The sequence below is a fragment of the Dyella caseinilytica genome, from assembly GCF_016865235.1.
GTDB classification, from domain to species: Bacteria; Pseudomonadota; Gammaproteobacteria; order Xanthomonadales; family Rhodanobacteraceae; genus Dyella_B; species Dyella_B caseinilytica.
Genome location: NZ_CP064030.1, coordinates 2303491 through 2328083 on the forward strand (window position 1 = coordinate 2303491; position 24593 = coordinate 2328083).

A 24593-nucleotide genomic window follows, 5' to 3' on the forward strand; every position below is an offset into this window, starting at 1 on the left:
GTTTTTACGTGCAACTTTCATGATGGGTCTTTTCGCCGGCTGGATGCTTGTGCTCCCCGCTGTACAGGCAGGCGATGCCAGCGCCGGGGCGGATGTCTTCAAGGCCGAGTGCGCCGATTGCCACAGCATCAAGGAAGGCCGCAACAAAAAAGGTCCTAGCCTTTTCGGTGTCGTGGGCCGCACGGCCGGCACGCTCCCCGACTACGCTTATTCGGACGCCATGAAACAGGTTCACTGGGTATGGTCACCGGAAAAACTGCATGACTACCTGTCACAGCCAGCCAAGCAGGCGATTCCCGGTGCCAAGATGAAATATGACGGCCTGGATGATCCGAAACAGCTGGATGATGTCATTACCTACCTCGGCACCTTCCACTGAAGACATGTCCTTGTCTTGAAGGGTCAACTATAAGCATAGTGGGATCTTTGCAAGGCAGAACTGCCCTGAAACACAGCGACGCACGGTTATTCGAATCATGAAGTGATGTCACACAACGGCCCCCAGCGATCAATCAAGGGGTGCAACTCGCCGTGGCCATGGCGCTTTCACGGCGCCGTTCTCGTGCGCCAACACAAGCAAGATCTATGACGCCGCCGCATCTGTCTTGTGCAAAGGCCATCTGGCGCCGACATCGTTTCACGTTCGGACTTGCGTTCGTGATCGCCTGCATGCCCTTGCATGCCCAGACGAGCGGCCTGAACGCGACGGTGGGCCTGAGTTCGCAACTAGTCGACCGAGGCATCGCGCTCACCCCGGTAACACCCATCCTGCAAGGCGCCGTGTCCTGGGCCTCTTCCACCACAGGTTGGGCGCTTGGCCTGTCCGCGAGCACCGAGACGCGCGACCCGGGACACGCTGCCGAGGCACAGGCCCTGGGCGCCTACTATTGGTCGCTTTCCGATGATTGGCGTCTGCAGGCCGGGGCAAGCTACTACGCCTATCCGGGCAACAATGCTGCGAGCAGCTTCGATCGCGCCGAAACCAGCGTGAACTGGATGTACCGGGACGTAATGACCTTCGGTCTCTCGGCGATCTACCTGACCAATGGCAACGACCACCAACCCAGAGGTGCCGCCGACGTGGACTTCCACTGGCCGCTGCCCTGGCACCTCTCCTTCTCTGCGGGCGCTGGAGTCACCCAGCCCCTGCTCATCCGGGGGTATGGAGGCTATGCCTATGAATACCGCGCCAGCCATCTAGGTTCATACTACGGCTACGGCCATGCCGGCCTGATCTGGGATGAGGCTCCCTGGCGGGTAGAGCTTGAGCGGATCGCCACCTCCCCGAATATTGGACGGCAGGCAAACGGGGTGGCGGCCGCCCCATGGGTGGCCACGATATCGTGGTCTTTCTGATGTAAAGGCAACCTTTCGGCACCCATACGGCACCAAATAGCGAACCGAATGCCATTGGGCCACCTCGCCTTGATCCCATGAATGACGCCGATATCCACTCCGATGCCACTGACCGCCTGCTGTTGCAACGCATGGCAGCCGGAGACCGCGCCGCACTAGCCACGCTTTATCGCAGCTATCACGGCCGACTATGCCGCTTTCTGTCGCGTCAGACCCGGCGCGCCGATGTCATCGAGGAAGTGATTAACGACTGCTTCTGGATTGCCTGGCAAAAAGCCGGTGAATTCCGTGGGGAATCGCGCGTTTCCACCTGGATCATGGGTATCGCCTACCGCTGTGGATTGAAAGCCCTGCGGCAACGTGGCGATGAGCCCGTCGACGATAGCGCCATACCGGAAGAACGCATCCCCGCCACGGATCCGAATGAAGACCGTGAATTGCGCGACTGGCTGGGCAAAGGGCTTGAACGCCTGTCCGCTGACCAGCGCGTGGTGATCGAACTGGTCTATGGCACAGGCCACACGCTCGATGACGTCGCCACCATCATGCAGTGCCCGGTAGGCACCATCAAAGCACGGCTGTTCCATGCGCGTGTCAAACTTCGCAACGTACTTCCCGCCCTGGCCGAAGGCTCGTCCACCTTCAAAGAGAGCGCGCCATGACCACTTTACCGACCTACTCCAGCCCGGATTGCCCGCGTGCATGGGAAGCCATGCCATGGGTTCTACAAAACAGCGCCACGCAAGAACAAAACGACTGGCTGATGAAGCATCTCGCCCATTGCGAAGCATGCAGAGCTGAATTCGCCCAGCAGACCCGCCTGCGGACCGCCATGTCGTTGCCATCGGATATCCCAGTTGATGTCGAAGCTGGTCTGCAGCGCCTGCTTGGCCGGCTCGACACCCCCACACCTGAACAGCAACCCTTGCGTACACGCACCGGAGGCTGGCTGACTCGCGCGCTCGTAGCTGCGGTGTTACTGCAAGCGATTGGCATTGGGGCCATGGGACTCAAGCTCGGCTTGAGTAACCAGAGCGCTTCCTATCGCACGCTCAGCCAGGAGCCATTACAGGAGGCGGCGGGTGCGATCCGCGTCGTACCCGATGCAAGCATGACGCTGGCCGACTGGAATGCCCTGCTGCATTCGCTGCAATTGCAGGTTGTCGGCGGCCCCAATGATGTGGGTGCGTATACGCTTGCTCCGACAAATGCCACGCCACTGGCGCAGAACACCTTGCAGCAGTTGCGAGCATCGCGCGGCGTTCGCCTGGCGGAGCCTGTCAGCGATACGCCATGAAGCATGCTGCTCTTGTTTTCTCGACCCTGGTTATCCTTAGCTCATGGTTGCATCCGTCCATGGCGGCCGCATCGGATCATCAGGTCGCAGCATCGGCCGCGTCCGTGTCATCCATGGACAGTCAGCGTGACATCGTGCTGGCGGTCGCCAACCCGATCGAACCGCCATCTACGCATGCTGGCTCCAGTCTGCTGGGCTATGCGCCACCGGGTTATTACGGTGCGGGGCAGCGTGCGGCCTCCGCGCTTACTGACCTGAAACAAAGCTACGGACTGCGCCAGGTCGCCGGCTGGCCAATCAAGGCGCTTGGCGTCTATTGCGTTGTCCTGGAAATACCGCCGGGTGTTGTACGCGATGACATGCTGAAAAAGCTTGCCAAGGACAGTCGCGTTCAACTTGCGCAACCGCTTCAGGATTATGCCGTCTACGCGGATGCAACCCAGGACACGCATCACTACAACGATCCCTATGTCAATCTGCAACGTGGATTCGTGCAAACCGATGCTGCACTGGCGCAAACCGTCAGTCAGGGTGATGGCGTGCATGTCGCGATTGTCGATACGGGTGTCGACACCGCGCATCCGGACTTGCAGGGCCGCATCCACGATACGCACAATCTGGTGGATGACGACGCCACGGCGTTCAATCATGACCACCACGGCACGGAAGTCGCCGGCATCATCGCCGCGGATGCCGACAATCACCAAGGCATTGTTGGCATTGCGCCCAAGGCGGAACTCAGTATCTACAAAGCTTGCTGGTATGCGACAACACCGGGCTCCGGCGCACACTGCAATTCCTTTACGCTGGCCAAAGCATTAGCGGCCATCATTGATACCAATGCCCGCATCATCAATCTGAGCCTGGGCGGTCCTGCCGACCCGCTGCTCGACAAGCTCCTGACCCAATTACTGGATCAAGGACGCATCGTCGTGGCGGCGTTGCCACCAAATGGCGATCTTGGCGGCTTTCCCGACAACGCACCAGGCGTCATCGTTGTACGTATGAGCGGCGCATCATCCGCATCACCAGACATCTTGAGTGCACCCGGGGAAGATATTCTCACCACCCAACCGGGTGGCAGATACGACTTCACCTCCGGCTCATCCATGGCCGCTGCGCACGTTAGTGGTATCGTCGCGTTGTTGTTATCACTGGCCCCGAAGCTCGACGCGCATACGGTGCATCAGCTGCTGCTTCAAAGCAGCAAGGTCAGCAACGGAACGTTGCAGGTTAATGCGGCCGCGGCATTGACCGCCTTGCATAGCAAGATGAAAAGCTCGCCTTAAGTTATCCAGAACAACTCTTTTCCCTGCTTGCCCCACGGTGACAAGCAGGGAAAGAGCGTCAATCAGATAGGCGAATCCGACAGTACACTGCTCATCGGAACGAAGGCGTCAGAACAATCGACAGGACTCGACGATGCGTTCACTGAATTGGTGACGACGTCACCTGTTCCCTGCTTTGTCTCCAGATTGCCGGCAAAGCTCACTGGCGTTGGCCCAAAACTGAAATCGGTATTGGCAGGCAGTTGGCTCGGACTGCCGTTATGCCCCTTCATCGCCAAAGTGGGCTGCTCGCCATCGAACTGCACGTTCTGCATGCTGATTTGTAAAGGATATTTGGCGTATGCCGCAAACACGAGTTCTCCGCCGCCATAGCTCACGCTTCCGGTATCGTGAAATCCGTTGATGGTGATGCCCTTGAACCAGGGATAAGACTTGCCCTTGGCGGCACTGTAAAACGCGTCGAAAGCCATCGGTTCATGCACGTTGCGCATGCAAATGTCCTGATAGCTCACCGCGCTGACCACGCCACCTCGCGAGGCATCGGACTTGATACGTATGCCTACGCCATTGGGGCTGTCATAGCCGTCCACCGAGAGATCTTCGACCGCGACGTTGCTGACACCAGTATTGGTTTCGCTGCCGATCGACAGGCCATGTCCATAGTAAAGATGGTTGTGCGCAAACATCAGATCATGCGAACCGGCGCCTGATCCCGCCTTGACCGCCACATGGTCGTCACCGTCGCTGACATACGAGTATGCAAGCAGCACGTGACTTGATTCGCCCGGATCGAAACCATCCGTATTCTTGACCGTGTCAGGCGTAAAACAGGTGGCCGGTGTCACTTGATCAGGCGTAGTGCCTTTGGGACAGGCGTAGCCGGGCTTGCTATAGACCAAGCTCGGCGACAGGATCTTGATGCCCCATGCAATCACGCCATCCATAGCATCCAGCGCGATGTGAAAATTGGGTGCGTTCTCAAACGCAACGCCGTACAGCACAAAACTGCCACCACCATTCGCGTTCAACAGACGCGGATTCTGCTGGTTCACGTTGGAGGTTTTCGTCTGGTATGCCACATCCCACCAACTGCGCCGGCCAGCATTAGGTCCGCTGGTCAGCAAGCTGCCGCCGCGGCCATCGATGACACCACCACCCACGATGCCGCTGTGGGTGACGTGATCGAGACGGATCAGCGCATTACATGACGGCGTGCTGTTCGCGGTAGCCGTACCGCAGGCCCCTACCCCGTTGTCGTAGTCGGCCGGATTGCGTGATGCAAACAGCGTGACGCCGCTATCAATCCAAAGGGTTACGCCAGATTTGAGATTGATGGGACCCATCAGAAAACCAGACTGCCCTGCACCGCCCTTCACCAGGTGCACGGCTTGCCCTGCCGGACAGTTGTCGAGGGCCTGTTGGATCTGAGCCGTATCCGGCGCAGAGTTTGCAGGATTGGCATCCACCGCATCCAGCGAACCGTTTACCGGTGTTTGTGTGGCGAGCAAGGTTTTGCATACGAGCGTAGGCAATGAGGGCTCAGCGATCACACCCCAACTGGTGGTCACGCTGGCAGTCGTCTGGGCCGCGCAACCCAAGGCGCTCATCAGCGTTGCAGCCCCGAGCGATGCTCTTAGGGCGCGGGTCAATGACGCAGGGCGAGACAGCAATAAGGCAGTACGAGACATGGATTCCCCAGCTTTCATGGATAAATCGGCAGGGCAACGGACGAGTCCGCGCCAGTGAAATTCGCGTGAAAGTCTAGGCTGCCAACAACGAAGCCGATGCTGTCTGATCAGGCTTATTTTTCAGTCAATAAAGGTCGCGCCGATGTTTTCGTGATACGCACTAACAATGCCATCAAAGCGTCATGACCGCACTGGAGGATCATTCGCACGGCAAGCGAAAATGGCCCGATTGAACCGAAGCTTGTGCTCTTGCTGACAATCAAATAGCCGTCCGTAACATCTAGCATGCGTGCTGCATATCACGTTCTTCGACGGCCCGTCGAGTTGGTTCGCAGCGGTTCGCGCTACCTGTGTTATCAACGTGCAGGGGGCACGGAAATGCTATGCAAGACGATCTCGTTACTCCGCGCGGGATCGTTGGCAAGCCCGGTGGCGCCGACGATGCCCTTCACATCGTCGGCGCCATTTTTATGCCACAATGTCTGTTGTCACCACGCCATGGCAGCGCCGACACTCGCGCCTGCATCGCCACGCGAATTATCCGTAAGGTTCAGCTTGTAAACCCAGCGGCCGCCTTCCGAGATCGTCGACATACCGACCGCAATCCCGGTCTGCCCATGAAAGGTTCCAAGTGCGACTGCAGCGGCATTCTGGTCAGGGCGATAGGCTTGCGGCAATCCCGCCATGGCGATGGCTGAGGCAATGCCCGCATTGGCACGGACGGCCACGGCGTTGAGACTCTGGCTGATCGCCTGGAATTTCTGATCGGTGTAATTCTTCGCCCAGTCCTCAGCTGTCTGCACGCCGGCGTTCAACTGACCAAGATTGACCGCATCATTAGTGGCTGCGCCGTTGGCCACATCATGGATCTGCGTGGCTGCTCCGTCTTCACCAAGCGTGACACTGCTGTAATCAATACTGCCATCGCTGTTGTGGTCGTATTGAACCGAACTTTCCTGCACCGCGCTGAGCTGACTGACGTTGACGGCATCCGTGGCAGCGGTTCCATCCGCAACATTGGTGATACGGCGCTGCTCGGTGGCGGAACCCACCGAGACCACATTGGCCTGCCCACCGTCCGTTGCATTGGTGCCAATGGCAACCGAGTTCTTGCCACTTGCGTTCGCACCCGTACCAATCGCCGTGCTTTCCGCGGCCGTCGCTTGGGTGCCACCGCCCTCAGCGATGCTGCCATTGCCACTCGCCACCGCCGCGGCACCTTCCGCTATGGCATTGGCACCCGTGGCCGAACTCGCCGCGCCGGTGCCATTCACCTGGTAGTACCTGTTGTTGGCGCCGCCATTGACGACGTTTTCGACGGTGTTATTGAGGTTCTTGATCGCTGCGGCATCTGCATCCACGGCTTGATTTGTCGCATACAGCTCCGAGCCATTTACCGCATCCGTACTGGTCGCGCTGATCTGTCCCGCTGCCACATGGGTAATAGTGCGCTCGCTGCCTGTCGCGCCAACACTGACGGTACTGGTAGGATCAACTCCGGCAAAAGCATAGGATGTGCCACCGATCGTCGTACCAGCGGTGGCTGTCACGGCCGATGTACTGGAACCGGCCCCCAGTGCCACATCGCCTGTATTGGCATTGGCAATCGCCCCATTGCCGATCGATACCGCATTGGCGGTGCCGGCCGTTGCAGCAGGACCGACAGCAACACTGTTGACTCCGGCAGCAGACGAATCGGCGAGCGCAGAATTCACGTGCAGATACTTGATACCGCCACCGTTCACCGAACCACTGATCTGGTTCAGCACCGCCTGTATCGAACTGTAGCTGGCACCGCCGTAATTGAGTGACGTAGTCAGAATTCCGGTGGCGCTGTCATAGGCGCTTGCCCCGCCTATACCGAGCGCTACGCTACTGCCAAGATTCGTCGACGTGTTGCTTACTGCGGTGATCGCTGCATCCGCGGCGTAAAGCTGACTGCCATTCACCGCATCCGTACTGGTGGCGCTCACTCGCCCAGCGGCAACGTTGGTAACGGTGCGCTCGTTACCAACACTGCCGACGCTGATGGTCGAGGTGGGTGAAACACCGGCAAGCGCATAAGTATTGCCGTTGATAACCAGGCTGGACGTCGCCACGGCGGCTGATGTCACCGAACCTGCGCCAAGCGCGACTGCATTGGCTTGCGTGGCGCTTGCACCCAAGCCGAGAGCAACGGCGCTTTGCTGAGTTGCCGTTGTGGCGGTGCCGATGGCAATGGAGTCACGCCCTGTTGCCTTTTCGCCGCCATCCCACGCATCGCCGATAGCAATGGACCCAGCCTTGTCCGCCTGCGCGCCCGATCCAACGGCAACCGCCATGTTAATGGCAGACCCATCGCCCGACGCGAATGCACCTGATCCAATGGCAACGTCGTAGCTGTTATTCGCCACTGCACCGTTACCAAGCGTCGCCGTATTGGTAGTGCCCGCAGCATAAGCCAAGCTCGACGAAACAGTGCCAGCGATAATCGCAATAAAACGAAGTAAATAATGAATACTTTGAATTTTCATTTTGATGCCTCTCTAAAGGCGTGCACGACAAAGCACTGGCGCAGTAGTGCGCCATTGCAAGTAATTCCAGATCCCGGGATCAGTAGAGAGGCAACGACAACCGTTCAGCCCGTTCATGCGGCAATCGCATTGAATGCTTCCGGCTATCTATGAATACCAAATAATAATGCTATGCCGATAGACCCTATGCCCAGGCATGGACCGTATGATCATCGTAATAATGTGGCCCGTTAAATGGCATGGGATGATATGGCCTAATATCTGTCCACACGGGACAATTATCGTGATACGTATCACGAAAGCCATGACAGACCAGGCATAAGCAGGCCATCTGCAAGTCATTTCAGGACGAAAGTTATGCCGCAGTTGATAACGCACCCATGGATAAGATCCCACCCCACATTCAGCCGATCAGTGGCCTTAAATGAAAGCGATTTAGCCTTGCCCGAGATTTTGTCGCATGGTATCGACCGCTATGCTTGAGGCTTGTTTCGAAGCATTCCCTTAATTCAATTCATGTGCACGGATTGAATTCCGTACTGAATCCGTAGTGACCGTTAAAGCAGACATGATGAAACAAGCGCATAACCATCTGATCACTATTGACCAGGAATCCCGCTGCATCCGCATTTTTCGGGTCATGTCGAACGGAGAGCACCAGCCTTACGCCATGCTCGCCATTCCTGGCAATGGCAGCGACAAAAAGCGGTTGCAAATGTTTGCGCAAATGCTCGGCGAGGACATTCTTGTCGACTCTCCAGTCACCCAGCCGCTGTTTGGCTAACCGATTCGTCTACCGCGTCATCAGCACCACTTTTCAGCAGATTGACCCAACGAGACTGAAATTTGACCCTTCCTGCCATGTGCATGCGGGGCCATGCTGCACACACTGGACCTGCATCCATTTTTACCAACGCTGACAGTCTGACGCAGTACTGAAAAGCAACGTTTTCATCCAGTAAAGAGACATGGCATGTACAACGGTTAATTTGTACCCCCGTTGTAACCGTTGTTTTGGACTGGCGGCGCCGACGGATGTTCCCGCCTACATTCCCGGCGCCGTTTTTTTACCACTACTACTTAAGTCGCCCCGGAAGATCAGGCAATGGCCGGTCACCCGCCAGTTGTTGCGTCCTGGTCCGTGCAGCGTTCCAGGAATCTGTCTGACCCAGAGCGCGGTAGACACACGCCTCCAGCCAGGCTGCACGCCAATCCGTATTGCTCCAGATTGACATGCGGCCGCTCACCGCCATCGCCTCATTGAGCTGCCCTGTATCCAGCAATGCGATGCCGTAGGCCTGCCCGATGCTCACCATCACTTCCGGCACGCCCAGCTTTTCGGCCAGGTTCATGGCAAGTTTCAGCTGTTCGACCGCACCATCATGGTTGCCATCGCTCCACAGCAACGCTGCCTTGGCATGGATGACATAAACATTCACCCAATCGTCCTTGAAAGAAAGATGATTGTTCCACGCGTCCATGGCTGCCACTTCCCGTCTCGCATCATCGATTCGGTGCAGCCGCAACAGCGCCTGGATGCGGGTCAGCCAGGTTGACGCATAGTCCCGCTGATCGCCTGATTCCAGTGCAGGGGTCAATGCCTTGACCGCCAACGCTGACGCACGCTCATCATCGCCAAGGGTGAGTGCGATTTCCGCCAGCAGTTTGTTGGTCTCGGCAAGCAGTGCCGCGTCGTCATCAGGCTGGACATCGTTCACCAAACCATCGGCCAACGTAGTTGCTTCCGTCGTACGACCGTTGTCGGCCAGCGCGATCGCCCTCACCATGGTCAGTTCGCGCCGCGCCTGCCGGTCCATGAAGCCCAGATCATGAGCATCGAGCGGCCAGAAACGATCGGTGGTCGTCAGCTCATCGCTGAATTTCAGCAACATCTTCTGCGCATCGGCCATGCCGTCCAGCACTGTAGGCAACATGGAACGCATGCCCATGCGTTGAAACTGATCGTAGGCACGCTGTAGCAAGCTGATTGCCGCATCCAGCTGGGCCCGACGTTCCGCCAAGAGCCCCATTTCAAAATCTGCCTTGGCGGCACCCACGGCGTCACCCGCAAGCGCATAAGTAACACGTGCCCGCCCCAGGTCAGCCGTGGCCTCATCCAGCTTCCACTGCACTTGTTCAAGGTAGGAACGGTCCAGGAGGGCATTCGCAAGGGCCTCGGTGGCATGACCGTCCAATGCATGAATAGCGTCAGTCAGCGTCGCCAGGCCCTTGGCCAGATCGCCCTCTTGCTGGTAGATCTGGCCCAGCGTGGTGAGAACTTCGCCGTACAGCCCTGGATTTCGACTGCCATCCAAACCCTTGAGCAAGTCGAGCATCTCCTGCTTGCACGTAGCAGCCTTTCCCTCATCACAGTCAATCGAGGCAGAAACGTAAGCTATCTCGGGATCGCTCCGCAGTGCTGCAGGCGCCTTGTCGATCAATGCCCTGGCCGCCGCCGGCTGTCCGGCGAGCCTTGCCGCATCGATACGTTGCAGGAATTCAGATTTGGAGATGGCCGAATCGCGTTCACCGACACTCTTCACGCCATACCCCAGTTCAGCCAGCAATACGTCACTCGCGCCACGCACCGCTTTCAAGACATCCGTGGACGAGGAGTCCGCTTTCCACCTACGGCCACCCTGGCCTTGAGCATCCAGATGCACCTGCCAGTTATCGCCACTGAGCGTGACCTGCGGCCGAACCACTAGCGCAAAACCCGTCTGAGAAGGAAACTCCGAACCTGATGCGTCCATGCCATCCTTGAGCAGGTCCAGCACGGCCTGACTGTTTTCCGTGGGAATGCTTGCATCACGCAAGCGATTCGAAATGAGATCCATCAGGCCGAAATGCAGCCAATTCCAGTCTTCGGGCGCATGCACATCCGCCGGCAGCACAATGGCGGAGCTTTTATCGAAGCGAATCGCTGTCTTCGATGCAGAAGGATGAAGTTCGCGCCAGGTCGCGTAACCCCCGATTCCGGCGACGACCAGCGCACCTGCGAGAACAAAGTAACGCAAGCGTCGGAACATACTTACAGTGCGCAGCTCCGCGACAGATGACGATTCAGCGTCATCGCCCTCACCAGCTGATATCTCCGCAACTATCGCAGGCAGATCTGTCGGCGCGATGGCCGACTGTTCCGTGGCCTGGGTCTCCAGCATCCAGCGATAACCAACGCGGGCAATCGTCTTGATGCTGTGCTGTTCATTACCTGCATCACCGAGCACGCGGCGAAGACGAACAATAGTTTGAGCCAGCAGGCTATCGCTGACATCTGCGCGTCCCCACACAGCAGAGATCAATTCGTCCCTTCCGACGGGACGCTCCCGGTGCTCAACCAGGTATACCAGGCAGTCGAACGCGCTAGCCGATAAGGCAACCGATTGCCCGTCCTCGCGCAGCTCCCGTGCCAGCGGATTCAGGCTGAAACGACCAAAGTGATAGATCACGTTCCCCATGACGCAGATTTTAGCATTTCCCGCCAATTCACCTCTTGTCTTAAGGCGTTGGGAAGCTTATGAAATGCGCCAATACCACCCCGCCCTACCCGACCGGCTGACGCGCGTCATAGATAGCGGGTCCATTGGATCGTGCTGTTATTGTTCGCAGAGCCATTCTGACTGGTCGCTGCGCAGTTCTGCATGCACGGCACGATTCCGGGACTATAGGTACTTGGCAGCTGGCTGAAATTGAGCAGCGTGGCGCCGCTCAACGTTACGGGAGATGTATCGCTGGTATTTTCCGCCGCGGAGGTGATGTATCCATTGATCGTCGTGCTGCCGCCCGTGTTGAGGTCGTTACCAGCAAGTACGCTACCGTTTATGACCGAGCTTGCGCCAACCGTGATGTTTCCGCCGGAAAACACACCGTTGACATAACCACCGGCAAGCAACGCGACATTCCCAATCGGATTGGCAATCAAGGATTGGTTGGAGAGATTGCAAAACTCGGCCGGATAGATGCTGCTGAAATCTGCGACCTGCACAGGAGCTAGCGTCATGCCTGAAGGCGTGCTGTTTGTGCACATCTCCGCATAACCCGCATAGTTCGGCGAATCGATACGGAAGCTGCCGCTGGTGGTGATATTGCCGGTGGCAATGGCCGTATCCAGATAATAGCCATTACTTAAATTGAGATCCCCCTGGAACCACAGCACGCCACGCGCAAAGCTCAACCCGCTGATCGTCCACGCACCATTACTATAGGAAAGACAGTCGTTCTCAGTAGATTGACCCTGGCAGAGGGTCTGCGATGGCGTCGCTGGTGTGCCGCACTGTCCCACACCATTGGAGTTCAACGTTCCTGTTATCAGTTGCGTACACAGGAAGTCCTGATAGCCGCGACCGTTCGCGAACGGATACGATCCCAGATAGTACGTACCGGCTTGTATGCCAGCCACATTGCTCACCGTCACCTGCACAGCACCATTGACCATTGTGAACACATAGTTGGCTGATGACTGCAGTGCGTACGCGTCAATGGCCGGCTGGCTGACCGTGACTTGCTGCAGCGGTGACAGGGCTATAGTCGGAACAGACACCGTATATCCAGGCGTTACCTGGATGTTGGCCGGCATATACGAACTGGATTTGTTGAGCGTGCCGCCGATCGTGCCAGTTACGCCACTCCACGAATTCAGGGTGAGATTTCCTTGGGCTTGCAGCGCGGCAACGCTGGCGAAGCCTCCCATCGTCACGTTGCCCGATGTGGTGACATTTTGAGCGCCCGCGCCGGTCAGATTTACATCACCCTGCGAGGTGATCGATGTGGAGCCGGTATTGCTGCCAGCATAGGTGACCGTGCCGTTGGCCTTGATGGTCGTCGCGCTACCGCCGCTACCGGTCCAATTAACGTTACCTTCCGTCGTAATGGAGCCAATAACAACGCCGCCGGCATTGACATTGACATCGCCAATGGCAGTTACCGATGTAGCACTGCCGCCATCGAACGTCACCGTCCCATTGGCCGTGATGACAAACGGGTTGGCACCGCCGTCCACCTCGACATTGCCCAGCGCGCTGATCTGATTGACGCTGGCGCTGCCGGTCACGGTTACGTTGCCGTTGGAATAGACCTGGTTGACGTGAATGCCGCTACCGATGCTGACATTGCCAGTCGCATTGATCGAATTGACGCCGGTAATCGATGCATTATCGAGTGTGACATTGCCCTGAACATTGAGGTTTGCGTTGTTACCACCGAGCACCGTAATGCCCCCGGTCATATCCAGGTTCTTGTAGATATTGATGGTGCTGATGTTGACAGACGGCGCTGCGGAACCGCTTCCACCGGGCGTACCACCCGAAGGATTGGGTATAACGTTGTAGACCACCTGCAGGGTTGCTGTACTCGCCGCGCTAGTCGAGGTTGCAGCAGAACTAGCGATGTTTGCCACAACACGATAAACCACCGTACTGCCGGAGGTGGCGCTCGAGACGCTCACGATATTAACGGTTAAACCGGACAGCCCTGAAACCGCAAGCGGCCCCGAAAGGTTAGCGATGGTCGACGCACTGGCTGCAACCAGATAGCGGCGAACCAGCTCTGCTCCAGTCCAGGCGGATTGCTGCGCCGGCGTCATCGAATGCAGGCTCAGCTGACCTTCTTGCGAGCTGCGTACAACATGCACCACACCAATCGAAGTCACCGTCATGGCCAAACCGATCATCAGCACCAGCAGCAAATTCATTATGCCGCGCTGCCGAAAACGTGAGGTCAAAGCGCCTTCAAATGACGTACGCATGGTCGATTCTCACAAATTGAAGTTCGGCAGACAGATTGAATAAAACGGGATCGCTTCGAACTGGGCGGTCGACGCGGTCGATCCTGAAGCCGGAGTGGGTGCCGTCGTGCCGGTTTGCGGATACTGGTAATAGCTGACCTGGAGGCTGCTGATAGCCGTCGTTTGCCCGTAGGGCCAGCAAGTGGCTGGCGTCACCTGAAAATTCAAACTCGTGCCTATGCTGGCAGTGGGAATCGAGGCCAGCTGATTGCCTTGCCAGTTGACGCTTTGCCACTGCGCCGCGTTGCTGCAGCCGACAGGTGACAGCCATTGCAGGACGCTCCTGGAAACGCCATTGATAACGCTATTGGTAACGATCAAGCCCTCGCAGAGGTAACCCGAAGGATTCGGCGTGCCGGAGATGCCGGTTGGGTTGTAGCCCCAAATAACCGCATTACCCGTGACCGTCGCGCCATAGGAGGCAGCAGCGGTTCCACTCAGCTGACCTTTTGCCAGCGCTGCGCCAGTCAGTACCACCAAGTCCGTACCAGGCGCGGCGCTACTGATACCGAAACCCGCTTGTTGCAATTGCTGCTGGGAAACCAGCGAGCTGGTCGCGATCTGGCCATCGTTGGCAGCTTGCGTATTAATCTGCTGGGCAGCCGTGATCAACGAGCGGTAAAGCACAAGCATGGCAGCAATGCTGAGTACGCCGATCACCAATCCCACCAACATGCTGATCAGCGTAAATCCGCCCGAGCGCTGTTTCGCTGCATGCATCAGCACGTCACCGCGGAATTGCTTCCAACCTTCACGGCCACCTCAAAGGAATTGCCAACACTGGCTGCAGCACAAAGCACCACGCTTGTCGGCTGGCTGACCGATATACCACCCACAGCGACGGTATTGGACGTCGAACACTGCACGTTGATCTGCTGGATGCTGAGGCTTCCCGGCAGGATGACCGTTGCCATGCTGTTATCAGAGGCGCCACTGCACAGGCCTGGGCCATATTGTTGAAGCAGCATACGCATCTGCGTTACGGCAGCGCCGTTGACGCGAACATTCTTCGCGCTCACCGCCATGTGGGCGCTGATATAAGCGGTGCCCGCGCCGATAATCGACATGACAAGAACGCTTATGAGCGCCTCCAGCAGAACATCGCCGCGCTGGCGCTTCACATTACGGCAACGGCACATTGAGCGCATTCAGATCTCCGTCATTGATGTTTAGCGATGACTGCGTATTGTTTAGCGATGACGGAGTGCAGGTCATATTTCCGACGGAAACGGCCAGCGCGATGCCTCGTTCGTTATAGGCAGCACACTGAAAGACCAACCCATTCCCGGCCTGCACCACCGAAGCATCAGTCGGAAGCTGCGCATCCCAGTCGCTTGTCTGACTGCAATCCACACCGCTTGTGCCAACAGCCACAACACTGATCTGCCCCGCCACGAGACAAGCCACCGCAACAGGCAAACTCTGATTGGTGAATCCTTGCGGGTTGCGCATCGCCAATGCCTTGGCGCGCCCCAGGCCTTCGATCAACATGCCGGACGCATCCCGCTGATGCGCGGACTGGACCCATGCGCGAGTCAACGGCAGGCCGATAAGCATCAAGAAAGCAAAAAGGGCCAAGGTGACCATCAATTCCACAAGGGTCAGGCCATGCGCCGAATGCGTCCGCAGCTCGTTCATGATCCCTCACCAGGTCGTGATTGACCCGCACCCGTTGACCGAGCCGGTGGCATTCGGGCTGATGGCTTGCTGTTCGCTTTGGCTGGGAAGCTTAAGCACGCAAGTTGAAAGCGAACTGCTAACACCGGTGGCTATCAGCACGTACCCGCCAGAGCTCGAATTGACCGTATAGACAAAATCATTGCCTTCGGCAGGCCTCCACATCGGATAAGCCGCTTCTGTATCGTTCGTCGTTGTGGTGTTGTGTGTACCGTAGGCAAGCTGAGCTTGAAGCTCGTTCTCGAGATTGAGAGCCAACGCACTCAGGTCGCCTTTTGCCGCCTGAATTTTGCCGCGGGTTATGTAATTGCTATACGTACTCATGGCGATTACCGAAAGAATCGCGATAATCACGATGACCGTCATAAGCTCGATAAGTGTAAATCCGCCAGCCTGGCTGGAAAGCGATCGGGTAGATCGACTCTTCACGATGTTTGCCCCTGTGAATAATCAAAGCCATCCAAAACAACGCCGGCGTGACAGAAAGCTGCCAACACCGGCGCCCTAGGACTGCGCGATATGCCAGTGCGGCACGACTTTTCGCGGATGTGCTTTGCGTCAATAAATTTGACGTCGATGGCATCGTAATATGTGACTGGTAACTCAAAACATGGCACGAAGTGACCCATTTCTTGTCCGTATGGGCCTTGCCTATTCGTGGCCAGTATCCCCTCGTCAAAGTCCTCAACTGACAGGCAAATGGCCTTCCTGGCCATGGTTGCCGTGATGGCGTGCCGTGATCATTTTGCCAAGATCAACGAAATCGCATCTGCCATAACGAACGGCTCTGCAGTCGATCCGATGCTCGCCGCAGGCAGCGTCTTTGTTCTTATCCGGATGCTGCGAGTTACAAATTACTTATGGATGATTCCCTGGTTGCCTTTGGCGCGAACCCCATCAGCGCGTCGGACATTCGTTCCCTTTGTGACAGCGCGTTACTAAAGCTCTGCGACAAGCATCCCGAAATAAGTCTGGCCCTGGTGACAACCGCAGATGCTTGGCTGATCAGCCACCGGTTTTTGGAAAAAATGGATGCGCATCGCCTTTCTGCCATGACTGCTTCGCTGCTTGCACTGTGCGAATCGCTATCAAAAGAGCTATCGGGAGGCAGTTGCCAGTCGGCACTGCTGTCCATGGACAGCTACACCTGCGTCATCGTTCACATCAACAGCGCACAACAATCGCTAGTGCTAGCTATCGGAGTACGGCAAAACGTCATGATCGCGCTGGCTCGACGATTTGCACTGGATCTTGCCGAGCGCATTTCACTGTCGCTGCGCGCACTCGAATCAGGCGCAGACCTGTCCGCCTGATGTCGACGCTTTCTTTCACACCTCCACTGGAACATTCATGAATCATTTCAGCCTTGAATCCTTGCGCAGCATCGATGGCTACATTGCCGGCGCACTGGTCGACTGTGACAGCGGCATGCTGATGGCGGGCGACAGCAATGCCCAGATCGACCTGGACCTGGCTGCCGCCGGCAACGCAGAGGTCGTGCGAGCCAAGCGGAAAGTCATTGAAGCGCTAAAGATCAACGAAACCATTGAAGACATCTTGATCAGCCTGGAACGCCAGTACCACCTGATTCGCCCACTCGAATCGAACAAAGGTGTTTTCCTTTACGTGATTATCGATCGTTCCCGTTCGAACCTGGCAATGGCCAGGCATCACCTTAAGGGCTTCGAGAAGTCTCTCGATTTTTCCTGAGACCGGCTCATGTTTTTCTGGTAGGCGCAGTTTCATGAATATCTTGATTGGCGTAGCGAGTGTTCCTGAAGACATCGAACTGCGTCTTTCGCTTGCCTGCGGATTGCTGGCAGCGTCGCAGCTTCACGTGCAAGTGTCGCCATGGAAAGGACAGCCATGCGACGTACTCGTCGTGGACATGGAAAGCGGTTATGGACGGCTCGCTCGGGAAGTCGGCAAGCGTCGCAACCTCACGATGCTTGGTTTTGGCCGTTCCGGAAGTACAGAAGACATCCCTGGCCTGCGCCGCCTGGATCGACAGGCTCCCGCCGCGGCCATTGCGAAAACGTTGCAGGAAATACTTGTTCCCTCTAAAGGATTCGTGGCGGGCGACATACAGGGCTTGCTGGGCATTTGTCTGCACGAGAACGGAAGTGATGAAGCGATCCTGGCCAGGCACGGCAGCACGTCGGTTGTGTTGCGCCCTGACGCTGGCCGGATCCACGCGCGCTCGATGAGCGACCTGCTGGCTGCGGAGGCGCGTCTTCTGGATCTGTCCTGGCTATCAAGCACGCGAACACAAAAGGACGCGCACGAAAGCGAATGGCTGGTTTCGCGCAGCATTGAAAGCTTTCTGGTCGTTGCCTGCCGTCGTCATCAAGCTTATCTTCCCATGCTCGGGGAAGCTCCTTATCGACTGAATCATTGGCCTGACTTGGGTGGCATTTCCGATGATCTTCATTCGCTGCGTCTGGCTGCCCTGCTCTATCTCACCCCCTGGTCCGTTGGAGCATTGGCGAAACATCTCGGTCTGCACGAAACGCAAGTCAATGCATTTTTCTGGGCGACCCTGGCAAGCGGCGCGCTCCTATGCACCGATGAAACCGCAACCGGAACGGCGATACCTTCCGCGCCGACATCGGCTTCCTCCATTCTCCAACGGGTTGCCCGTCATTTCGGATTGAAGATCGGCCATGCACATGCCTGACTATGACCGTGCCATAAAGCTGCTTTTTGTCGGCCCTATCGGTGCAGGCAAAACCACGGCTATTCGTACCATTTCGGATGTGCCTCCTATTTCCACTGATGTACCTTGGACGGAAGCCACAACCGGCGGGAAAAGCACAACCACCGTCGCATTCGATTACAGCACGATACGCCTCGACCAGGACGACGTGCTGCATGTCTATGGCCTTCCTGGGCAGGAACACCTCGACTTCATGGGCCCGATCATTGGACGCGGCGCGCTGGGGGGCGTACTGCTTCTGGACGCCTCATCCTCCGTATTGCAGGAAGATTGCGCACAGGCTATCCATGGGCTGAAGCGAATCAGCCCGAGTCTCAAGTTTGTCATCGGCATTACAAAAACCGACATCTCGCCGAACTTTTCCATGAGCACCATGCGTCGACTCATGCAGCAAATGCATCTCTCGGTACCAATCTTCAGCATCGACCCGCGTAATCGCACGCAGGTCACCCAGCTCATCCGCACATTGCTGCTGGTGTTGTAGAAAAGAGATATTCGACAGTGTCAGGCAGCCATTTCGGCGCGCTCGAGCCGGAACGGCAACTTGGCGCGGTACTGGCTCGGCGATTCACCCGTCCAACGTCGGAACGCGCGAGTCAGATTGGCGGCGTCCGAGTACCCCCGGCGCTCGGCAATTTCGTCGATCGTCATGGCTGTATTGAGCACATCGCGCAACACTTCATTTTTGCGCGCATCGTCGATCAATTGACGGAAGTTCAGGCCAAGCTGGCGCAATTTTCGCTTCAAGGTGCGACTGGACATGCACAACGCCTGGGCCACGTCTTCCATGCCGGGATAGGTTCCATTCTCCAGCGGCAGCAGATTCTTGATACGCGCAATCAGACAATCATTTTGCCCATGCTTAAGACGTTCGCTTTCGCATTGCGCCTTCACCTGTCGCAGCACCAAGGCATTTGCCGTCGGGATCGGCAAATCCAGATAGCGATCCGGCATGCGCACCATGCACATACCGGTGCCGTATCGTGTTTGCGCCAGACGGTGGCGATAGCGGGCGAAGTATGCCGGCTGGTCATCGGTGAACCACATTTCCAGTTCTGGCAGCGGCTGCTGTGTCAGCTGCCCTCCAAGGCACGCCGTCATGGTCGCCAGCCTTTCCAATGCGGACCGGCGCATGGGTGCGCCTGGTGAGAGATCCTGGATATGCAACTCCACCCGCCCATCCCGCTTCTGCACGGACAGGCAGAAACCCGCCGTACGCAAGTCGAGATACTCCGCCCAGAGCTCCAGCGCCTGCCCCAAAGTGGCGCAGCTCATCAATCCAAGACCGAGAAGCCCGTGCCAAGTCAGCGTGGCGCGTAACCCAAGCTCGAAGCCCATGCCCGGGTCCCCTGCAAGGCTGATGGCATTGGCCAACAGGGCCGCGTCCTGCTGGGTCGTCAAACGGAGGTTGCCCTCGAGTTGGGCTGGCCCAATACCGGTATCCACCAACACGTCTTCGATGGGAATGCGGCGCTGCTCCAACCACTGCAACAGACCCACAGCATATTCAGCCGAGACATCGGCTCTGTACCAATCATTCATCTTTATCTCGCCCCTTCAGCAAGACCTGGGGCCACTCCACAACTGCCGCGGAGCTAGATAGCCACCATTGAGGGCGATACTTCAGAGTCACTCGCTTGTGCGCATGCGTTTTACCTATACGCAGCATGCACTTGTCATGACATTCTTTTAAATCAATGGCTTATGAATTTCATCTGACGAGTGTAGCAAGCGCGACGACTCGTTCTCCATGCCTGGTTCACGGCTAAAGTCGTCGAGAACGTTGAAGGTCTGGAAGGTTGCCGGGGTCGTTAATCAAAGCCTAACAACCCGGGTGCATGCTGTCGGCTCCACCCCGCGTTTCCAAAGAACTTTATCCGTGAATCTGTTATTGGTCGAAGACGATACGATGCTTGCCGAAGCCATTTGCGATGGTGTGCGGCAGCATGCATGGGATGTTGACCATGTTGGCGACGCTGTTGGGGCAAAAACGGCACTGGTCGACCACGCTTACGCTGCAGTTTTGCTGGATATTGGCCTGCCGGGCGATTCTGGCCTAACGGTTCTACGCTTCTTGCGCGAGCGCTATGACACGATCCCTGTCATCATCCTGACGGCACGCGGACAGCTCAGCGATCGCATCCGCGGACTGGACGCCGGTGCGGACGACTATCTCGTCAAACCCTTCCAACTCGGGGAACTGCTCGCGCGCGTGAGAGCCGTGACTCGGCGTAGCGAAGGCCAAGTCGTCGCCACCCTCATCCACGGCGAAGTGGTGCTGGATCCAGCTAAACGCCGGGTCACCAAAGCAGGCGAGCCGGTTGCCCTCAGCGCCCATGAGTATCAGATCCTTTTTACGTTGCTCAAACGCACGGGACGCGTGGTGACGCGGGATGACCTTGAGCGCGCCATTTACGGCGACCGGGCTGCCGTGGGCAGCAACACGATATCGGTGTTCGTGCATCAGCTGAGGCGAAAGCTCGGCGATGACGTCATTACGACCGTACATGGCCACGGCTACACGATAGGTGCAACAGTATGAGGTCCTTGCAATGGCGCATGCTGGCGGGGCTGGGCTTGGTGGTCGCGTTGGTTTGGAGCATCTCCATCGCCATGTTGATTTCCTATTTGAATGCCGGCCCTTCAACGGCGTGGCGTGGCAACCTCGGCGCGCTGAGTGACACGCTCGTCAAGGCATTACCTCGCGAATGGGTCCGAGTGCACGAACCTTCTGAAGCCCAAGGGGTAAGGGGAATCGCGCCTCAATCAACCCGCATAAGTGAAGAGAAAGCGCTGGCCGCGCACCCACAGAGGGTTGTGCAGCCCAACAACGATGTTGGCGGCATGCTTACCGCGATGCTCCTCAATACCATTGAGCTGGCCGTGGTTGGCGTGGTGATGTGGTGGATCGTCGTGGCCTCTTTGCGACCCTTGCGAGCTTTATCCGAAGATATCGCCAGACGCAAAGCCTTCGATTCCGAACCGCTTTTGATCGACCAAGTTCCCGATGAGCTTCGCCCGCTCATTCTGGCTTTCAATTCACTCCTGCGGCGCGTGGACACCGCCATGCGTGCCGAACGTCAGTTCATTGCCGATGCCGCCCACGAACTTCGCACACCATTAGCTGCTCTGCACATGCAAGGAGAGGTCGGACTGCGTGCCGATACGGTTGAACGCAAGAATGAGGCATTAAAGAAGCTTTTGGTCGTTTCTCATCGCACCCATCGTCTGGCCGAACAGTTGCTGGACTTGGCGCGACTCGACGCAGGATTGCATGCAACAGGTCTTCACTACACCGATCTGCTGGACCTTTCCCGCCACGTCATCAGCGAATTCAGTATTCAAGCCGGAGCACGAGGCACACGCCTGCTTCTCTCCGGAGCGTCATGCTTAGTCAAATGTGATCTTGATGAGATTGGCATTCTGCTCCGCAACCTGATCGACAATGCCATTCGACACGGCCGTGACTTTGGCACTGTCGAGATCCGCTGCGGATATATCATTCGTGAGAACGGCCGCCATCCTTTGCTGGAGGTACGCGACAATGGACCTGGTGTTCCGGAAGAGGAACGGACGGCCATTTTCAACCGTTTCTATCGCGCCAAGGATGTCGAGGTGCGAGGAAGCGGCATCGGTCTTTCGCTCGTCGCTAGCATAGCCAGGCTTCACGATGCGGTGATCGAGACGGGACAAGGCAAGAACGGTCAAGGCTTCCTCATTCGGTTCATTTTTCCAGCCGAAACACTTGGCTCGTAAGAAAAATGGACGTCGCGAGGCCATTCCACACAGATGCTTTGATGCAGCAATATGCTCTGATAAAACAAATCTTCCACAGCTACAAATCCTAATCAATTCTTAAAAACCGTTCCCTAGCATGGTCAATAAGGAGCCACATGCTCCTGTCATCGACCTCTCCCTGGCGCCGTAGCGCCCACCCGAAGACTAGGAACGTATCCATGCAAATCACCACCAAGGCCTCGTGCTTACTGTTGCTCAGTATTGCCGCTGCACTGACAGGTTGCGCCTCCACACAACCCAAACCGTATCAAGGGATCGAATCGTCCACTTATCTTCGCCCGAATGACCAGAGCAAGCGCGGGCACGAACCTTATGCATATACCTCCAACGCGGACTGGAAGCGCTACAGCCGCTTCATAATGGATCCTGTCACGATTTATAACGGCGCTGACAATCAATTCGATGCAAAGATTACCGACGAAGATAAGGCAGAGCTTGCGACCTACATGCAACAGCAGTTTGAAGACAAGCTCGAACAACGCTTCAAAAAGGAATCCTTTCCAGCGGACGGTACGTTACGTATTCATGTAACGCTCACCGGCGCCAAGCACACGACCAAGTTTTTCTCCACGTTCACGCGCATGGATCTCGGCGGAATGCCGATCAACACCGTGCAGGCCATCCGTGGCAAGGAAGGGTTGATGACAGGCTCCGTAAGCTACGCCGTTGAAATCTACGACGCATCCACGAATCGCTTACTGAAAGCCTATGTGGACAAACAATATCCGAATGCGCTGAACATGAAGGCGACTTTCGGCAAACTCGGGGCCTCTAAACGCGGTATCGATAAGGGCGCCGACAGCTTGCTTGCAGGTCTTCAGTAAGCGAACCCTCCCGCTGTTGCTACCGGGAGTGTTTAGCGCTTACGTGATCCTGATAATGTTCGCGGCTCACGGTTTCAATTCTCGCCTGATCTGGGATGATAGGGAGACTCGACCTTAATCAAATACTAAAACAAGTATGGAATGCTCCCACTCGCCCCCGCAGGCGATCCGCCTGCGAATCTACTGCGGGCAGTAGATACAACCCCTCGTCTGGTGGATTGTCTGCGGAGGCGTCTTTCAACACCATCAAGTTCCTATGCCCTAATGGGTAGATAATTGAACACCTTCGAGGTCAGGAAGCCGCATCATCAAACCCCAGCCGAAGTGCTGTACGCCGCCGCCAAAATTATCATCCAGCAGCACATCAATCTCATTCCTGCCCTTTTTAAGCGGCAAGTCAAACGCCCCGTTGTCAAGCGACAGTCGCCCATCTGGCATCTTGCTTGCGCCCGGAACGCCGTAGAGATTCTTATCGGCATAGACAAGTTCGCCATTTACGAAAACCCATGCTTCGCGCGTCCAGCCGATAGAAACACGCTTAACCTGTGCATGCTCGGACGTCACCACTGTCTTGAGCCAAGTCGCGACGATCGCGTTACCTTTTTGCGCCTCGCCCAAGGCTGCCGTCACGTTGATAAGACCCGTCGGATCCGCATACAACACGTGGCCGAATGTATCCGTGGCGGGAAGAGATTCGATAGACGGGGCGACGCCTATGTTCTGGCCTAGCTTCGCATCGAAGGTGGATGGCATGATGAATGCACTGGACGCCAGCCAGCGCGTAACGAAATGGGTGTCGCCTGCCGCAGCACTCGCCGAGCGTTCCGGATTATCTGTAGGGACGGCTGGGGCAATCGTCAGATGCGCGTAGGACGCGGGTCCGTGAAGTTTGATGGTTCCGCTATCGAATGCCCCCACCAGAAGATTGTCTCGTGGCGCAGATACCAGTGTACCGTTAACCCACACGTGCATGGATCGCCCATTTACGGACAGCTTCACATGATTCCAGACATTAGCGCCAAAAAGCGCTCGCGCCTGATTGTCGCCAAACAAATCCCATTCAAAGATTCCGTGATCGATACGCATGTACTGGACACAGTCATTCGAGGTCGCACAGTCGGCGGAAGGCCGAAAATAAAGCGCCTCGCCCGTGTCGCCTCGCATATGAAAAGTCAGGCCAACGTTGCCGCCCGGCGACTTCATATCAAATTCGATCGTCCCGCTTGAAAAAGTCGTCGCATTGAGCTCAGCACTGCCTCCTTGGGCGATAACGATGGCACTTCTATCAGGAAGAAATGTGACATTTCCTTTTGTCGTCCAGGCACTCGCGATCATGGAAGCTGTGCTCGGCGCATGATTGGCAGCCTTTAGTGGCACGGTTGAAACAAGCGCAAGTACGGCCGCAATACTCAGCCTGAGACACCCTGTCCGGAAAGAAATGCGGGGCGTGAATGTGGCGCGATGCATGATGATTTATGTGGCTAGCGGCGTATGCCTGGATAGTCAACATAGGCATCGATGAACCGAATGAACAGCACAAATGTTGTCAGCCGGACTAATTACGTTGCGAAACGGGAAAGAACTCCAGCCAAATGGATTCGCACTTCGAAATCGAGATATCCGTCTTGGATCAAAATGGGCGTCGGAATCAGA

23 protein-coding genes are annotated in these 24593 nt (G+C 56.8%); 13 read left to right on the forward strand and 10 right to left on the reverse strand.

The genetic code is table 11. The features are described from left to right. Window positions 1-19 precede the first annotated feature (19 nt). The 5 genes from ISN74_RS10010 (at window position 20) to ISN74_RS10030 (ending at window position 3942) form a co-directional block, all read left to right on the forward strand. Window positions 20-379 (forward strand): c-type cytochrome, encoded by a 360-nt coding sequence (locus ISN74_RS10010; RefSeq protein WP_188799595.1) that lies wholly within the window; start codon window positions 20-22, stop codon window positions 377-379. A 206-nt stretch (window positions 380-585) separates the two neighbouring features. Next, a complete protein-coding gene (locus tag ISN74_RS10015; protein WP_188799187.1) occupies window positions 586-1356 on the forward strand; it encodes a TorF family putative porin in 771 nt (256 codons plus the stop codon). A gap of 77 nt (window positions 1357-1433) precedes the next feature. Beyond that, on the forward strand, window positions 1434-2018 hold the full coding sequence (locus ISN74_RS10020; protein ID WP_188799188.1) for a sigma-70 family RNA polymerase sigma factor: 585 nt from the start codon (window positions 1434-1436) through the stop codon (window positions 2016-2018). Next, window positions 2015-2653, forward strand: coding sequence for an anti-sigma factor (locus tag ISN74_RS10025; protein ID WP_188799189.1), 639 nt, complete (start codon window positions 2015-2017; stop codon window positions 2651-2653). Before ISN74_RS10020 ends, ISN74_RS10025 begins: the two co-directional genes overlap by 4 nt. Window positions 2654-2712: 59 nt before the next feature. Beyond that, complete coding sequence (locus tag ISN74_RS10030) at window positions 2713-3942, forward strand: S8 family serine peptidase (protein WP_229679133.1); 1230 nt, start codon at window positions 2713-2715, stop codon at window positions 3940-3942. Window positions 3943-4004: 62 nt separating this feature from the next. Here the strand turns inward: ISN74_RS10030 and ISN74_RS10035 are convergent, their stop codons facing one another. Both ISN74_RS10035 and ISN74_RS10040 read right to left on the reverse strand, forming a co-directional pair. Next, window positions 4005-5630, reverse strand: a complete 1626-nt coding sequence (locus ISN74_RS10035; protein WP_203546745.1) for a glycoside hydrolase family 28 protein — start codon at window positions 5628-5630, stop codon at window positions 4005-4007. A gap of 488 nt (window positions 5631-6118) precedes the next feature. After that, window positions 6119-8143 (reverse strand): YadA family autotransporter adhesin, encoded by a 2025-nt coding sequence (locus ISN74_RS10040; RefSeq protein ID WP_188799191.1) that lies wholly within the window; start codon window positions 8141-8143, stop codon window positions 6119-6121. Window positions 8144-8693: 550 nt separating this feature from the next. Between ISN74_RS10040 and ISN74_RS10045 the strand changes: the two genes are divergently transcribed. Next, window positions 8694-8927 carry a hypothetical protein gene (locus ISN74_RS10045; RefSeq protein ID WP_188799192.1) on the forward strand — a complete coding sequence of 78 codons (234 nt, stop codon included), beginning with the start codon at window positions 8694-8696 and terminating at the stop codon, window positions 8925-8927. A 292-nt stretch (window positions 8928-9219) separates the two neighbouring features. Here ISN74_RS10045 and ISN74_RS10050 read toward each other — a convergent pair whose 3' ends face one another. The 6 genes from ISN74_RS10050 to ISN74_RS10075 form a co-directional block, all read right to left on the reverse strand. After that, entirely contained in the window at window positions 9220-11601 is a 2382-nt protein-coding gene (locus tag ISN74_RS10050) for a winged helix-turn-helix domain-containing protein (RefSeq protein WP_188799193.1), read from the reverse strand. Between the two features lie 107 nt (window positions 11602-11708). Further along, entirely contained in the window at window positions 11709-13886 is a 2178-nt protein-coding gene (locus ISN74_RS10055; RefSeq protein WP_188799194.1) for a beta strand repeat-containing protein, read from the reverse strand. Window positions 13887-13895: 9 nt separating this feature from the next. After that, window positions 13896-14645: a hypothetical protein gene (locus ISN74_RS10060; protein ID WP_188799195.1), complete on the reverse strand. Its 750-nt coding sequence runs from the start codon at window positions 14643-14645 to the stop codon at window positions 13896-13898. Beyond that, a complete protein-coding gene (locus tag ISN74_RS10065; protein ID WP_188799196.1) occupies window positions 14645-14992 on the reverse strand; it encodes a hypothetical protein in 348 nt (115 codons plus the stop codon). The genes ISN74_RS10060 and ISN74_RS10065 overlap by 1 nt, the downstream gene beginning before the upstream one ends. A gap of 55 nt (window positions 14993-15047) precedes the next feature. Further along, a complete protein-coding gene (locus ISN74_RS10070; protein WP_188799197.1) occupies window positions 15048-15563 on the reverse strand; it encodes a pilus assembly FimT family protein in 516 nt (171 codons plus the stop codon). Between the two features lie 6 nt (window positions 15564-15569). Next, entirely contained in the window at window positions 15570-16031 is a 462-nt protein-coding gene (locus ISN74_RS10075; RefSeq protein ID WP_229679135.1) for a type IV pilin protein, read from the reverse strand. A 431-nt stretch (window positions 16032-16462) separates the two neighbouring features. On the opposite strand from ISN74_RS10075, the gene ISN74_RS10080 reads away from it, so the two are divergent. Genes ISN74_RS10080 through ISN74_RS10095 form a run of 4 tightly spaced genes read left to right on the forward strand, consistent with a single transcriptional unit; the run spans window position 16463 to window position 18802 of the window. Further along, complete coding sequence (locus ISN74_RS10080) at window positions 16463-16915, forward strand: roadblock/LC7 domain-containing protein (RefSeq protein WP_188799198.1); 453 nt, start codon at window positions 16463-16465, stop codon at window positions 16913-16915. A gap of 37 nt (window positions 16916-16952) precedes the next feature. After that, window positions 16953-17312, forward strand: a complete 360-nt coding sequence (locus tag ISN74_RS10085) for a roadblock/LC7 domain-containing protein (protein ID WP_188799199.1) — start codon at window positions 16953-16955, stop codon at window positions 17310-17312. A 34-nt stretch (window positions 17313-17346) separates the two neighbouring features. After that, entirely contained in the window at window positions 17347-18279 is a 933-nt protein-coding gene (locus tag ISN74_RS10090) for a hypothetical protein (RefSeq protein WP_188799200.1), read from the forward strand. Beyond that, window positions 18266-18802: a GTP-binding protein gene (locus ISN74_RS10095; protein WP_188799201.1), complete on the forward strand. Its 537-nt coding sequence runs from the start codon at window positions 18266-18268 to the stop codon at window positions 18800-18802. Before ISN74_RS10090 ends, ISN74_RS10095 begins: the two co-directional genes overlap by 14 nt. A 20-nt stretch (window positions 18803-18822) precedes the next feature. Here ISN74_RS10095 and ISN74_RS10100 read toward each other — a convergent pair whose 3' ends face one another. Further along, window positions 18823-19860, reverse strand: a complete 1038-nt coding sequence (locus ISN74_RS10100) for an AraC family transcriptional regulator (RefSeq protein WP_188799202.1) — start codon at window positions 19858-19860, stop codon at window positions 18823-18825. A 337-nt stretch (window positions 19861-20197) separates the two neighbouring features. Between ISN74_RS10100 and ISN74_RS10105 the strand changes: the two genes are divergently transcribed. From ISN74_RS10105 to ISN74_RS10115, 3 genes are all read left to right on the forward strand, one after another. Continuing rightward, window positions 20198-20860 (forward strand): response regulator transcription factor, encoded by a 663-nt coding sequence (locus tag ISN74_RS10105; RefSeq protein WP_188799203.1) that lies wholly within the window; start codon window positions 20198-20200, stop codon window positions 20858-20860. After that, entirely contained in the window at window positions 20857-22074 is a 1218-nt protein-coding gene (locus ISN74_RS10110) for an ATP-binding protein (RefSeq protein WP_188799204.1), read from the forward strand. Before ISN74_RS10105 ends, ISN74_RS10110 begins: the two co-directional genes overlap by 4 nt. Before the next feature lie 200 nt (window positions 22075-22274). After that, the gene (locus ISN74_RS10115; RefSeq protein WP_188799205.1) at window positions 22275-22940 is read left to right on the forward strand and encodes a DUF3313 domain-containing protein; all 666 of its coding nucleotides are present in this window, start codon (window positions 22275-22277) and stop codon (window positions 22938-22940) included. 261 nt (window positions 22941-23201) lie between these two features. Here ISN74_RS10115 and ISN74_RS10120 read toward each other — a convergent pair whose 3' ends face one another. Continuing rightward, window positions 23202-24275 (reverse strand): 3-keto-alpha-glucoside-1,2-lyase-like domain-containing protein, encoded by a 1074-nt coding sequence (locus ISN74_RS10120; protein ID WP_188799206.1) that lies wholly within the window; start codon window positions 24273-24275, stop codon window positions 23202-23204. Window positions 24276-24593: the final 318 nt, after the last annotated feature.